Annotated in this window: 12 protein-coding genes; 7 read left to right on the top strand and 5 right to left on the bottom strand. The window is 72.1% G+C overall.

What is annotated here, in order from left to right; all coding sequences use genetic code 11:
• Positions 1–184 precede the first annotated feature (184 nt).
• Entirely contained in the window at positions 185–706 is a 522-nt protein-coding gene (locus GD748_RS03740; RefSeq protein WP_226920717.1) for a DUF421 domain-containing protein, read from the top strand.
• Between the two features lie 12 nt (positions 707–718).
• On the opposite strand, the gene GD748_RS03735 is transcribed toward GD748_RS03740, so the two are convergent.
• The 4 genes from GD748_RS03735 to GD748_RS03720 form a co-directional block, all read right to left on the bottom strand.
• Positions 719–1,567 carry a shikimate dehydrogenase family protein gene (locus GD748_RS03735; RefSeq protein WP_152193822.1) on the bottom strand — a complete coding sequence of 283 codons (849 nt, stop codon included), beginning with the start codon at positions 1,565–1,567 and terminating at the stop codon, positions 719–721.
• A 30-nt stretch (positions 1,568–1,597) separates the two neighbouring features.
• Positions 1,598–2,371 (bottom strand): enoyl-CoA hydratase/isomerase family protein, encoded by a 774-nt coding sequence (locus GD748_RS03730; protein ID WP_152193821.1) that lies wholly within the window; start codon positions 2,369–2,371, stop codon positions 1,598–1,600.
• Positions 2,368–3,942: an acyl CoA:acetate/3-ketoacid CoA transferase gene (locus GD748_RS03725; RefSeq protein WP_152193820.1), complete on the bottom strand. Its 1,575-nt coding sequence runs from the start codon at positions 3,940–3,942 to the stop codon at positions 2,368–2,370. The genes GD748_RS03730 and GD748_RS03725 overlap by 4 nt, the downstream gene beginning before the upstream one ends.
• A gap of 143 nt (positions 3,943–4,085) precedes the next feature.
• Positions 4,086–4,880, bottom strand: a complete 795-nt coding sequence (locus tag GD748_RS03720; protein WP_152193819.1) for an SDR family NAD(P)-dependent oxidoreductase — start codon at positions 4,878–4,880, stop codon at positions 4,086–4,088.
• 53 nt (positions 4,881–4,933) lie between these two features.
• On the opposite strand from GD748_RS03720, the gene GD748_RS03715 reads away from it, so the two are divergent.
• The 4 genes from GD748_RS03715 to GD748_RS03700 all read left to right on the top strand — a co-directional run bounded on the left by GD748_RS03715 (position 4,934) and on the right by GD748_RS03700 (position 9,418).
• Positions 4,934–5,977 (top strand): amidohydrolase family protein, encoded by a 1,044-nt coding sequence (locus tag GD748_RS03715; RefSeq protein WP_152193818.1) that lies wholly within the window; start codon positions 4,934–4,936, stop codon positions 5,975–5,977.
• 266 nt (positions 5,978–6,243) lie between these two features.
• Entirely contained in the window at positions 6,244–7,443 is a 1,200-nt protein-coding gene (locus GD748_RS03710; protein WP_152193817.1) for a Gfo/Idh/MocA family protein, read from the top strand.
• A complete protein-coding gene (locus GD748_RS03705) occupies positions 7,440–8,612 on the top strand; it encodes a dihydrodipicolinate synthase family protein (RefSeq protein WP_152193816.1) in 1,173 nt (390 codons plus the stop codon). Before GD748_RS03710 ends, GD748_RS03705 begins: the two co-directional genes overlap by 4 nt.
• A 2-nt stretch (positions 8,613–8,614) precedes the next feature.
• Positions 8,615–9,418, top strand: a complete 804-nt coding sequence (locus GD748_RS03700; protein WP_152193815.1) for a sugar phosphate isomerase/epimerase family protein — start codon at positions 8,615–8,617, stop codon at positions 9,416–9,418.
• 4 nt (positions 9,419–9,422) lie between these two features.
• Here the strand turns inward: GD748_RS03700 and GD748_RS03695 are convergent, their stop codons facing one another.
• Positions 9,423–10,475, bottom strand: a complete 1,053-nt coding sequence (locus tag GD748_RS03695; RefSeq protein WP_193312798.1) for a LacI family DNA-binding transcriptional regulator — start codon at positions 10,473–10,475, stop codon at positions 9,423–9,425.
• 162 nt (positions 10,476–10,637) lie between these two features.
• On the opposite strand from GD748_RS03695, the gene GD748_RS03690 reads away from it, so the two are divergent.
• A complete protein-coding gene (locus GD748_RS03690; protein ID WP_152193813.1) occupies positions 10,638–12,107 on the top strand; it encodes a glucose-6-phosphate dehydrogenase (NADP(+)) in 1,470 nt (489 codons plus the stop codon).
• 378 nt (positions 12,108–12,485) lie between these two features.
• Positions 12,486–13,736: an amino acid ABC transporter substrate-binding protein gene (locus GD748_RS03685; RefSeq protein ID WP_152193812.1), complete on the top strand. Its 1,251-nt coding sequence runs from the start codon at positions 12,486–12,488 to the stop codon at positions 13,734–13,736.
• Position 13,737 lies beyond the last annotated feature (1 nt).

The following is a 13,737-nucleotide window of genomic DNA, read 5'->3' as shown; positions in this document are numbered from 1 at the left end:
ACGCGACGACTCCGGCGAGGGCCGGTTGCCCCCGACAGTGAAGCCGCCGAGCCCCACCGAGCCGGTGGAGCCGGCGGGTGGCCCGCCTGAACGACGACTCGGCCCTCGGCCGGTGGCCGTCAGGACCAGGACACCTGAGGATGAGTGGGAGTCACGATGTCAGCTCAAGAGTCTGGGGTAACGGATGCCGGCCTGGGACGCGATGTTCACGACCTCCACACCGGTGCTGGAGCTCATCCTCCGCGGCACGGTGACCTTCCTCGCCCTCATCGTCGCCCTGCGGGTGGTCGGGCAACGAGAGTCGGGCGGGCTCGGCCTCACCGACCTGCTCGTGGTCGTCCTCGTCGCCGACGCTGCCAGTGCCGGTCTCCGCGGCGGGGCGGACTCCATCACGGACAGCTTCGTGCTCGTGGCGACGATCTTGTTCTGGAGCGTGGCACTCGACGCATTGGCCTATCGCTGGCCACGGTTCGCCCGCCTCGCCAAGGCCAGACCCAAGGCGCTCATCCGGGACGGCGAGCTCGACCACCGAGTCATGCGACGCGAGTTCATGACGCTTGAGGAGGTACTCTCGCAGCTCCGGCTCCACGGGATTACCGACCCCGCCGTGGTGAGCCGCGCCTACGTGGAGCCGAACGGCATGATCAGCGTCATTCGTCGGGACCAGGCCGAGCCCGACACCCCGGTGGTGCCACCGACCGCGTGAGTCGCGGGGGTGTCAGGGGCGGGCGTCCGGGTCGGCGAGGAACGGCTCTACGGCGTCACGCATGACCTCGGTCTGGTCCGGTGTGCCGGTCCACCGGGAGAACGCGGCGACCGCCTGGGCGATGAGCATGTGCTCGCCGTTCGCCGCGCGGTGCCCGGCGGCGCGGGCCTGCCGGACGAGCTCCGTGGTGCGGGGGAGGTAGACGACGTCGAAGACGGCGGCGTGCGGCGCGAGCGAGTCGACCGGGACCACCGGGCCGACGCTCAGCATCCCGACCGACGTCGCGTTGACGAAGAGGTCCGCCTCCGCGAGCCGGGAGGCGAGGGCGTCGTCGTCGAACGAGATGGGCTCGATGGCAAAGACGTCCGCGTACTCGTCCGCGAGGCGCGCGGAGTCCTCCCGCCGCAGGTCGGCCACCGTGAGCGAGACCGGCTGCTCGGTGGCGAGCCCGTACACCGCGGCGTGCGCGACGCCGCCCGAGCCGGCCACCACCACGCGGGACTCGGCGATCGGCTTGTCGAGCACCTGCCGCACGGCCGTCATGAAGCCGATGACGTCGGTGTTGAAGCCGACGAGGGTGCCGTCGTCGCGGATCTCGACGCTGTTGACCGCGCCTATCGCGCGCGCGGCCGGCTCGATCTGGTCGAGCAGCGGCATGATCGCCTGCTTGTGCGGGGCGGTGATCTGGAACCCGTACCAGCGCTCGGCGCGGGCCCGGTCGACCTCGGCGGCGAGCTCGTCCGCGGTGACCTCGCGCAGGACGTACTCGCCGTCGATGCCGGTCGAGGCGAAGGCGGCGTTGTGCATGGCGGGTGAGTGCTGACGCGTGAGCGGCAGACCGAAGAGCGCGGCGGTGCGCATGGGGTCCTCCCCGGGGCTGGTTGTCGGTGGCTAGCTGTCGGTGAACTGGGCGGAACGCTTCTCCTTGAAGGCGCGGGCGCCCTCGAGCATGTCCTGGGTGGAGAAGACTTCCTCGGACGCGTCGAGCTCGAGGGCGAGGCCGTCGTCGAGGGAGCGGTCGAGGGACTCGTCGATGAGCCGCTTCGCGAGGCGGGCGGCCCGCGGGCCGCGCGTGGCGATCTCGTCGGCGAGCTCGCGGGCCCGGGCGAGCGCGCCGCCGGTCGGGGTCACCTCGTTGACCAGGCCCAGCTGCTCGGCGCGCTCGGCGGTGAGGACCTGACCGAGCAGGATCATCTCCTTCGCCCGCGCCAGCCCGACGACGCGGGCGAGGCGCTGGGTGCCACCGCTGCCGGGCAGCACGCCCAGCTTGAGCTCGGGCAGGCCCAGCTTGGACTTCTCGCTCGCCACCCGCAGGTCGCAGGCCAGCGCGAGCTCGAGCCCGCCGCCGAGGGCGTGCCCCTCGATGGCCGCGATCGTCGGGACCGCCGTCCGGGCGAGCTGGCGGTACACGAGCCCCTCCAGCAGGAGCTTGTCCTCGGCGACCCGGCCGTGCAGGGCCTCGAACTCCGCGATGTCGGAGCCGGCGCAGAAGGCGCGCCCGCCGGCGCCCGTGACGATCAGCGCCCGCGCCGCGGCGTGCCTCGCGACGGCGGTCAGCGCGTCCCGCAGCTCGACCGTCAGCTCGCGGCTGACGACGTTCATCGGCGGGTTGTCCAGGACGATCTCGCAGGTGGTGCCCAGCGTCACCTCGACCAGGGATGTCATCGGCGGGTCTCTCCCATGCGTGCGAAGTCGGCAGCCAGCCCCATCGGGCCCGGCCGGAAGATCCGGGGGTCCATCGGCGCCAGGTCCGGCGACACACGTGGCCGGAAGCCCATGTGCGCGAGCACGTCGCGCTCGACGTCGAGCCCCTCGGCGATCTCGATCAGCTCGAGGCCGTCCGCTGTCAGGGCGAACACCGCGCGTTCGGTGACGTAGCGGACCCGCTGGCCCCGGGCCAGGGCCGCGGCACCGCTGAAGGTGATCTCCTGGACGTCGGGCACGAACTTGTGCTGGCTGCCCTCCTGCCGGATCGCGAGGTGCCCGTCGTCGACGTCTACCTTGAGCCCACGGGCGGTGAACGTGCCGACGAAGCAGAGCTTCTTCGTGCGGTTCGCGATGTTGATGAAGCCACCCGGTCCGCGTGGCCGGTCGTCGAAGGCATGGACGTTGACGTTGCCGTGGGAGTCCACCTGGGCGAAGGAGAGGCTGGCGATGTCGAGCCCGCCGCCGTCGTAGAAGTCGAACATCGACGGCTGCTCGAGCATCGCCTGGAAGTTCACCCCGGCGCCGCCGTCGGGACCGCCGGCCGGAGCACCGCCGAAGATGCCCTGCTCGACCGTCAGCGTCAGGTCCTCGGTCACGCCCTCGCGGGCGGCGATGGCGCCGATCTGCTGGCTGATGCCGAAGCCGAGGTTGCAGATGTCGCCGGGGGCGAACTCCAGCAGGGACCGCCGGCCGATGACCCGGCGCACGTCCAGCGGGGCGTCGGCGGCGCCGTCGGGCGGGGCCTGGCGCAGCTGGCCGGCGTAGTACGGGGAGAACTCGGTCAGGTAGGTCTGGGTCTGGACCGGGTCGACGTAGACGTAGTTCACCAGCGCCCCGGGGATGCGTACGTCCCGGGGCCGCAGGCTGCGCCGCTGGGCGAGCGACTTGACCTGGGCGATCACGATGCCGCCGTTGTTGTGCGCGGCCATCGCCAGGGCGAGGGAGTCGCCGTGGACCGCCTCGCCGTCCATGACGAGGTTGCCGTCCTCGTCGGCGACGGTCGCCCGGATGACCGCGACGTCGATGGGCAGGGCGTGGAAGAAGAGCCACTCGCGGCCTGCGAGCTCGATGACCTCGACGACGTCCTCGGTCGTGACGGCGTTCTGGCGTCCGCCGCCGTTGCGCGGGTCGACGTAGGTGCCCAGGCCGACGTCGGTGATCAGCCCGGGCCGGCCGGCGGCCATCTCGCGGCACAGCGCCGAGAGCACCCCCTGCGGCAGGGAGTAGGCCTGGATCTGCTCCGCCCGCACCAGTGCGCCGAGCTCGGGCTCGTTGCCGATGTTGCTGCCGATCGTGCGTGCGTGCAGGCCGGGCAGGGCGAGCTGTGACATGCCGCGCGAGGCGAAGTCCCCGATGCCGACCACCCGGACGGTGGTGAGGTCCCTGGGGGAGGCGTGCTCGGTGTAGCGGTGGGCCAGCTCGTCGATGAACAGCTGCGGCACGGCGTGGCCCGCCCCGGAACCGCCGATCCACACCGCGTCGCGGTCACGGACGAGCCCGACCGCATCGGTGACGCTGAGAACTTCCATTTCTCCTGACCTTCTTCGACGAGTGGGTTCGACCTGTGACGCGCTCGCGGCGGGTGCGCCAGGGTGTGTGGTCCGGTGGCGCGCTCCCGGGCGTGTGCCGCCCGGCCGGGCGGCGCCCTACGGCGCCCCCCGGTGGTGGCGCCCTAGGGCATGAGCCCGCCGGCGTTCGGGCACAGGGTCTGCCCCAGGAAGAGCGCGCCGTCGTCGGAGAGGAGGAAGACGACGGCGTCCGCGACCTCCCCGGGCTCGGCGAAGCGGCCCAGCGGCAGCTCGGCCATGCGCTTGCGGCCGACCTCGCCGTCCATGACGGTGCGCCCCATGTCGGTGTTCATGACGCCCGGGGAGACGGCGTTGGCGCGGATGCCGCGCTGGCCGAACTCCCGCGAGATCGACTTGACCAGAGCGATGGAGCCCGCCTTGGCGCTGGCGTAGTGCGCGACACCGGGCCAGCCGACCTGACCGAGCCGGGAGGCGATGTTGACGATTGAGCCGCCGCCCTGGGCGAGCATGTGCGGGATCACGGCCTGGCTCGCCACGAACGCGCTGGTGAGGTCGGTGCGCATGACGTCGTCCCACTGGTCCTCGGTGATCTCGAGGAACGGGTGCTCGGGCATGACGCCGGCGTTGTTGACGAGCCCGTCGATCCGGCCGAACCGCTCGTTCGCCCAGGCGACCGTGGCGCGGACCTCCGCGGAGTCGCGGACGTCGCACTGCCGGATCTCGGCGTTCACGCCGCGCTCGCGGACCTCGTCGAGCGTGCGCCCGGCGGGCTCGTTGCTGGTGTGAAAGGTGAAGGCGACGTCGCCGCCGGCGTCGGCGACGGCAAGGGCGACCGAGCGGCCCAGGCCCTTGGCGCCGCCGGTCACGAGCACCACCTTGCCGGCGAGGCGGCCGGCGGTCGTGGCAGCGGCGGTCGGGGTGGCACGTGTCATCGTCATTGATCCACATCTCCTGCAGGAAGCGCTTTCAGTTTTCTGTACACTCTCACGGCATGGACATCGTGGCAAGAGGTCTTGCGCAGGTCGGTTCGGAAAGCGCGCCGGTCTACGACGTGCACGCCCACACGCTGCCCGCAGCGCTGCTGGACGTCGGTGCCAGGTCGGGCGAGCCGACGTACGAGGTCCTCGAGGGGGCGGACGGCCTGCGCCTGCGGATCGGCGAGCGCAGCGTCGGCCCGGTGCCGCACGCGCTGACGGACGTGGCCGGCCGCGTGGCGGCGATGGACCGCTCCGGCGTCGACGTCCAGGTGCTCTCGCCCTGGCTGGAGCTGTACCCCGAGGACCTGCCGGCCGGAGCCGCCGCGAACCACGCCAGGGCGGTCAACGACGCCCTGGCGGCCGAGGTGCGCGCGCTGCCCGACCGGCTCGTCGGGATGGCGATGGTGGCGCTGCAGGACGCCGGCGAGGCCGCCGCGGAGCTCACCCGAGCCGTGGTGGACCTGGGCATGTGCGGCGCGATCCTGCCGACGGCGACCCACACGTCGGAGCTGGCGGACCCGCGTCTGGACCCGCTCTGGGCCAGGGCGGCCCAGCATCGGGCGCTGCTGATGCTGCACCCGTTCACGCCGCTGTCGGCGCCACGGCTGCGTGCCCACGGCATCGGCGATGCTCTGGGTACGCCGCTGGAGGGTGCCGTGGCCGTGGCCGCGCTGCTGCGCGCCGGCGTGCTCGACCGCCACCCCGGGCTGCGGCTGTGCGCCGTGCACGGCGGTGGCCCGCTGCCCGCGATGGCCGGACGCCTCGACGCCCTCTGGGCGTTCGCCGGCCGACCCGCTTCGTCCGCCGCACCGTCGGACGACCTGCGCCGGCTCTACTTCGACACGCTCACCCACGGGGACCAGGCGCTGCGGTGGCTGTGGGAGTTCGCGGGCACCGACCGGCTGCTCCTCGGCAGCGACTACCCCTTCCCGACGGGCGAGGCCGACCCGGTCGGGCGCGTGGACGGCCTGGACGCGGCCGGCGAGGTGGACAGGGCGGCGATCCGAGGCGGCAACGTCGCCCGTCTCCTGGCAGAGGTCCGGCGCGAGCGTCCCTGACGACCGGCCGCTCAGGTGTGAGTGCGCCCGGTGACCGGGGGGCCGGAGCTCGGCGGCGCGGCCGCGCGGCGGTGCGGCGCGGCGGGCCGGCCCGGCGGCGCGGCGCGTCGACGCGCCGGACAGCGCCGGCGTCTCGACGACCCGGGCGGCGTCTCCCGAGGGCGCTCGGTCGAGGCCCGGCGGCGGTGAGGTCCTTGACACCTGGGACCGCCGCCGTATAGAAAGCGCTTACAGACAAAGACGTCCACACCTCATTGGAGAGAACCATGGAAGACATCCGGCTGGGCATCATCATGAACGGCGTCACGGGGAGGATGGGGACGCGTCAGCACCTCGACCGCTCGATCGTCGCGATCCGGGAGCAGGGCGGAATCGACCTCGGTGACGGCCGACGCATCGTCGTCGACCCGATCCTCGTGGGCCGCAACCCCGACAAGCTGGCCGACCTCGCCGCGCGCTACGGCGTGACGCGGTGGACGACCGACCTCGCGGCGGCGCTGTCGAACCCCGACGACCAGATCTACTTCGACGCACAGACCACCGAGCGTCGGGCCGAGTCGATCAAGCAGGCCATCGCCGCGGGCAAGCACATCTTCTGCGAGAAGCCGACGGCCACCTCGCTCGCCGACGCGCTCGAGCTGGCGCGCCTTGCCGACGAGGCCGGCGTGAAGTCCGGCGTCGTGCAGGACAAGCTCTTCCTGCCCGGCATCCAGAAGCTCAAGCGCCTCATCGACGGCGGCTTCTTCGGCGACCTGCTCAGCCTCCGTCTGAACTTCGGCTACTGGGTGTTCGAGGGCGACTGGCAGCACCTGAACCGCCCGTCGTGGAACTACCGCAAGGAGGACGGCGGCGGCCTGATCCTGGACATGTACCCGCACTGGCGCTACGTCCTGGACAACCTCCTCGGTCCGGTCCGGTCCGTGCTGTGCCACGCGCAGGTGCACATCCCGCGCCGCTGGGACGAGTCGGGCAACGAGTACGTCGCCACCGCCGAGGACGCCGCGTACGGCATGTTCAAGTTCGACTCCGACGTCGTCGCGCAGTTCACGACGTCGTGGGCGACGCGGCCCTACCGCGACGAGATCGCCGAGTGGCAGCTCGACGGCACCCTCGGCAGTGCCATCGCCGGGCTGCGTGACTGCCGCATCCAGTCGCGCGGCGCGACGCCGATGCCGGTCTGGAACCCGGACATCCCCAACCCGATCGACTTCCGCGCGGGGTGGCAGGAGGTGCCGGACAACGGCGAGTTCGACAACGCGTTCAAGGTGCAGTGGGAGATGTTCCTCAAGTACGTCGTCGGCGCCGACAAGGCCTTCCCCTGGGACCTCCTGGAGGGGGCCAAGGGTGTCCAGCTGGCCGAGCTCGCGCTGCAGTCGGTCGAGGAGCGGCGCTGGGTCGACGTGCCGGAGCTGACGATCCCGCAGCGCGCGAGCCAGGGCGAGGTGCTCGAGCCGGTGCGCTCGTGACAGCCCGGATCCGCCTCGCCGGGCCGGGCGGGTCGACGCAGGACCACGTGCTGACCGGTCCCGCGGAGCCGCTGCCGACGCGCCTGGAGCCGGCGACCTCCCGGGTGGCGTACTCCGCGGCGCACGTGGTGCTCGACCCGCTGGCGGACGCCTCCCCGGTCACGGCGCCGGCCATCGACTGGGAGGCGACGCTGCGGTTCCGCCACCACGTGTGGGACCTCGGCCTCGGGGTCGCCGACGCCATGGACACCGCGCAGCGGGGCATGGGCCTGCCGCTCGAGTCCGCCCACGAGCTGATCCGCCGCTCGGCGGCGGAGGCGACCGCCCGTGGCGCGCGGGTGGCCTGCGGCGCCGGCACCGACCGGCTGGTCCCCGGCGTCGCGACCGTCGAGGACGTCGTCGAGGCGTACCTCGAGGAGACCGCGTTCATCGAGGACAGCGGCGCGGAGGTCATCCTCATGGCGAGCCGGGCGCTGGCCGCGGCGGCACGCGGGCCGGAGGACTACCTCGCGGTCTACGGCCGCGTGCTGGAGCAGGCCTCCGGCCCAGTGATCCTGCACTGGCACGGTGCCGTCTTCGACCCGCAGCTGCAGGGCTACTGGGGGTCGGACGACCTCGACCGGGCCACCGAGACGGTGGTGGAGCTCATCGCCGCCAACCGGGAGAAGGTGGCGGGGATCAAGATCTCGCTCCTGGACGAGCAGCGCGAGATCGACCTCAGGCGCCGCCTGCCCGCCGGGGTGCGGATGTTCACGGGGGACGACTTCAACTACCCCAACCTCATCAAGGGCGACGAGCACTCCGCGAGCGACGCGCTGCTCGGCATCTTCGACCCCATCGCCCCGGTGGCGGCGGCCGCGCTGCAGGCGCTGGACGGCGGCGACGTCGACCGGTACGACGAGCTGTTCGCACCGACGGTGCCGCTGGCTCGCAAGGTGTTCGAGGCGCCGACGTTCCACTACAAGACCGGGGTGGTCTTCCTCGCCTACCTGCGGGGGTTCCAGGACCACTTCCGGATGGTCGGCGGTCTCGAGGGGGCCCGCTCGGTGGCCCACCTGAGCGAGCTGTTCCGGCTGGCCGACCGGGCCGGCCTCCTCGCCGACCCGGACCTGGCCGTGCAGCGGATGCTGCCGGTCCTCGCTCTCAACGGAATCGACGGAAGGATCTGACAATGGCCGACCCCCAGCGTCTGAGCATCAACCAGATCACGGTCAAGAACTGGGACCTCGAGCAGACCGCGGCCGGCCTGGCCCGGCACGGGATCGGCGGGATCGGCCTGTGGGTCGACAAGGTCGAGGAGGTCGGGCTGCCGCGGGCGGTGGAGATCGTCCGCTCGCACGACCTCAGCGTCTCCAGCATCTGCCGGGCCGGCTTCTTCACCGAGCCGACGGGCAACGGCGCCGTGAGCGACGACAACCGCCGGGCGATCGAGATCGCGCACGAGACCGGCGCCGACTGCCTCTACATCGTCTGCGGCGGGCTCGGGCCGGACAACGACCTCCGCGGCGCACGGCAGCGTTCCCAGGACGGGCTCGCCGCCATGGCAGAGGTCGCGCGCGACGCGGGCGTCGCCCTCGCGCTCGAGCCGCTCCACCCGATGATGGCCGCCGAGCGGGGAGTCGTCGTCACGCTCGACCAGGCGCTGGACATGGCCGAGGCGGTCGGCGACGACGTCGGCGTCGCCGTCGACTCCTACAACGTGTGGTGGGACCCTCGCCTGGACGCCGCGATCCAGCGGGCCGGCGAGAAGGTCATCAGCTACCAGATCTGCGACTGGCTCGTCCCGCAGCCGCACCCGTTGTTCGGGCGCGGCATCCCGGGCGACGGCGTCATCGACCTGACGGCCCTGGGCGCGTCGGTCGACGCCACCGGGTACTCCGGGCCGATCGAGGTGGAGATCTTCAACGAGGAGGTCTGGGCGAGCGACCCCGACGACGTGCTCGACGCCGTCGCCGCCGGGTTCGCACGGGTCTGAGGCGTCAGCCGTCGTGGGCGGCGACCCGGGCGGGCACCGGCGCCGTGCTCGCCCGCATGACCACCGTGCCGTCGATCGAGATCGACCGACGGATCGAGCTGTCCTCGACCATGGCGAGCTCGACCGCCTGCTGCCCGATCAGCTCGAGCGGCACGCTGACGGTGCTCAGCGCCGGCGTGATCTGGGCGGCGAGCGGGATGTCACCGAAGCCGGCGACGGACACCTCGCCCGGGACGTCGACCCCGTTCTGCTGCAGACCGGCGATCAGTCCCGCGGCGACCACGTCGAAGGCGGCGAAGACGCAGGTGGGGCGCTCCGGCTGCGCGGCGATCAGCTCGGCCAGCCGGAGGCCGCCCTCCCGGGTCATGTCGACGTGATGCACCGAACCCTTCGGCAGCTCGAGGCCACGGTCCTGCAGGCCGAGGCGAAAGCCCTTGAGCCGGTCGCGGGCCGTGGTCAGCCGGGCCGGCCCGGTGGCGACCGCGAACCTCGTGTGCCCGAGGTCCGCGAGCGTGTGGGCGAGCTCGCGGGAGCCCGACTCGTTCTCCAGCACGATGCGGTGGCCGACGCCGCGGTCGCCGACCACGGACACGACCACTCCGCCGGTCTCCTCGAACCGCGTGAGCTCGGTCTCGATCGGCTCGAAGGCGGACCTGTTGATGAAGCCGCTGCCGGCCATGATGATGGCCCGCGGGCGCTGTGCGCGGAGGAGCTTGACGTACTTCAGCTCCTGCGACGGGTCGCGGTACGTGCACACGATGGTCACGAACAGGCCGTGCGCCTCGGCGGTTCGCACGATGGCTCCGGCCATCAGCGCGAAGTACGCGTCACGGATGTCGTGGAGGACCAGGCCGATCGTCGTGGAGGTCGCGCTGGCGAGCGCCTGGGCGTGGAAGTTCGGCTCGTAGCCCAGCTCGGCGGCGGCGGCCAGCACCCGCTCGCGCAGCGCCGGCCGGCCGGTGTAGCCACCCTGGGAGTTCAGCACCCGGCTGGCTGTCGCGAGCGAGACCTGCGCCTGGGCGGCCACGTCCGCGAGCCTGACAGCTGCTCTCTTCACGCCTTCCCACCTTCTGTTCTCTCCCGCCCGTCGCGGGTGCGGACGGTCCGGGAACCGTAGCGTCCTGTTGACCGTACGTCGCTGCAACCCTAGTGTGCGGAGAAAGCGCTTTCAATCGAGACGTTCGCATCGACGCGGACGACCCGCGTCAGAGGAGGCCCCGTGACCATCTCCGCATCAGTGCTCGCGCCCCCGGCGGTTCCGACCGGGGCGCCTGCCCGAGACGGTGGGGCAGCGGCTCCGACGGCGCCGGCCTGCGCCGCGCTGACCGTCGTCCTCTTCGGTGTCACCGGGGACCTGGCACGGCGCAAGCTCCTGCCGGCGCTCACCCGGCTCGCGGACGGCTACGCACCCGTGACGCCCGTGCGGCTGCTGGGGGTCGGACGCTCCGAGATCCCGGTAGACGCCTTTCGTGCGGCCGCGGGTCTCGACGGCACCGGCGCCCTCGAGGTCGATTACGTCGGCGGGGGCTATGGAGATGCGGCCACCTACGAGCGCATCCGCCGCCGGCTCGTCGCGGCCCGTCCGGGCGGCGGCGAGGTGGTCGTCTTCTACGTGGCGACCCCGCCCGAGGCGTTCGAAGCCATCGTCGAGAACCTCGGGCGGCTGTGCGACCACGTCCGCGGTGCGGGTCGGCAGTGCCGGGTGCTCATCGAGAAGCCGTTCGGCGAGGACCTGACCAGCGCGCGGGAGCTGCTCGCGCACGTGACGCGCTCGATCCGCAGCGACGAGCTGCTGCTGGTCGACCACTACCTCGCCAAGCCGGAGGTCCGTCAGCTCGAGCGGCTACGGATCGTCAGCGACAGGCTGGCCGGCCGGCTCGACCGGTCCTCCGTGGCGCACGTGCAGATCACGATCGCCGAGACGCTCGGCGTCGACGGCCGTGGTGGGTTCTACGACCGGGTCGGCGCGTTGCGGGACGTCATCCAGAACCACGGTCTGCAGCTGTGCGCCGCGGTGCTCTCCGCGCGTCGCGACGTGTCGGGACGGGCGACCAGCTGGCCGGACCGGCGGCTCCGGGCGCTCGAGCAGCTGTCCGTCGACACCCGGCCCGACGGGACGCACGCCGCCGTGCGCGGCCAGTACGGCCCGGTGCCCGGCTCGTTCGTACGGGCCTACGCCGACGAGTCGGGGGTGGCCGACGGGACACGGACCGAGACCTTCGCGGCGCTGCGGCTGCGCTCGTCCGACCCGCGCTGGGCGGGCGTGCCGGTCTATCTGCGCACCGGCAAGCGCCTCGCGCAGGCCGTGTGCGACATCCGGATCCAGCTCCGGGGCGCGGCCGACGGCGCCACCCGTCCGGGGCGCGCGGAGGGTGACGTGATCCATGTGAGCATCAAGGGAGATCCATTCGTCCGGATGGTCACCGGCGGACGGACCCTCGACCTGGCATCGGCCGACCCGGCCCTGGCGCAGGACTACGTGCACATCTTCCACAGCGCCACGGTGGGCGAGCGCGGGACCTTCCCCGACCACGGCGAGATGCTGCGGTCCTGGGAGATCGTCGAGCCGGTCATCCGCGAGTGGGAGGGCGGCGGACCCGTCGCGGTGTACCCCGCCGGCAGCTGGGGGCCGGAGGAGGCCGGCCTCGTCATGGCGGGCTCGCACGTGTGGTCCCGGCCGCGTGCGTAGCGACCACGGTTCCGCCCGAGGCGGCAGCCGCAGCTCCTGCGCGCCGTCGCCCGGGGCGGCGGCTCCCACGCGCCGTCACCCGGGCGCACCTCTCACGCGCCGTCGCCCGAGCGGCAGCTCCCGCTCGCCGTCGCCCGGGCGTGGCTCTCACGCGCTGTCGCTCGGGCGTCCCGAAACCGCCGGTCTTGGAGCTCCCGCTCGCCGTCGCCTGGCCGGCAGCGCCCTGCTGCGGTGTGCCGGCTGGGCTCCGCGAGCCGATACGCAATTGATATGCGCCAAGTGGACCAAAACCCTTGCGCCGGCCTCGGAGAACCTCTACGTTGCCTGAAAGCGCTTTCGATTGCGCTTGCCACACCCACGATGAAGTAGGAGGCAAAGATGTCAACAAGGAAGTTGGCTCGATGGAGTGCGCTGGCTGGTGCAGCGGCTCTTGTACTCGCCGCTTGCGGTTCGACGGACGCCACCGGTGACGGTGGGACCGGTGACGCCACGGGCGACAGCGCCGGCAACGACGACCCCATCGTCATCGGCATCTCGCTCCCGCTGACCGGTGACTTCGCCGAGCCCGGCAAGGGCGTGCAGCGCGGCTACCAGACCTGGGCGCAGGTGGTGAACGACAACGGCGGTCTGCTCGGCCGCCAGGTGGAGCTCAAGATCCTCGACGACGCGTCCGACGCGGCCCGGGTGGTCTCCGACTACGAGGCGCTCATCGCGCAGGACCAGGTCGACCTGGTGGTCGGCCCCTTCTCCACCAGGCTCGTCGTGCCCGCCTCCCGCGTGGCGAACGAGTACGGCATGCTCTTCGTGGAGCCGGCCGCGGCGGCCGCGGAGGTCTTCGAGAACGGCTTCGACAACATCTTCTACGCCGCGCCCGCCATCGCGCCGGACCACTACAACCACCTGCTGGACTACATCGAGGCCATGCCGGAGGACGAGCGGCCCAAGACCGCTGCCGTCGCGGCCCAGGACGACCCGTTCGCCCAGGGCACGGCCTACGGCATGCGGGACGGGCTCGTCGAGCTCGGCGTCGAGATCGTGGTGGACGAGGTGTACCCGCCGAACGCCACCGACATGAACGCGATCGCGGCACAGATCGCCGACGCCGACCCGGACGTGCTCATCGGCGGCACCCTCTACCAGGACGCGGTGAACATGATCCTGGCCCTGCAGCAGCTGGACTACCAGCCGAAGATGGCGATGTTCAGCACCGCGCCGACGAACACCGAGTTCGTCGAGGCGGTCGGGGACGCCGCCGAGGGCGTCATCGCCCCCACGGGCTACTCCATCGAGTCGCCGTTCCCGTCGAACGAGGAGTTCGTCGCCGCGAACATCGAGCTGCACGGCCAGGAGCCGGCCGAGGACGAGGCCAACGCGTACACCACCGGCCAGGTCGTCGCCGCGGCGGTCGAGGCGGTCGGGTGCGCCGAGCAGGGTGAGTGCCAGCAGAAGCTCATCGACTGGCTGCACGAGAACGAGGTCGACACGGTCGTCGGTCCGCTCGCCTGGGACGAGGCCGGTCGCCCGAACGGCGCCCACCTGATCCAGCAGTACATCGACGGAGAGATCACGATCGTGCTGCCCGCCGACGCCGCCGAGGCCGAGCTGGTCTACCCCAAGCCCGAGTGGTGAG

The sequence above is a fragment of the Georgenia subflava genome (assembly GCF_009193155.1).
GTDB lineage: Bacteria > Actinomycetota > Actinomycetes > Actinomycetales > Actinomycetaceae > Georgenia > Georgenia subflava.
The sequence above is the reverse complement of the archived record's forward strand: the minus strand, read 5'-3'. Positions and strand labels throughout refer to the sequence as shown.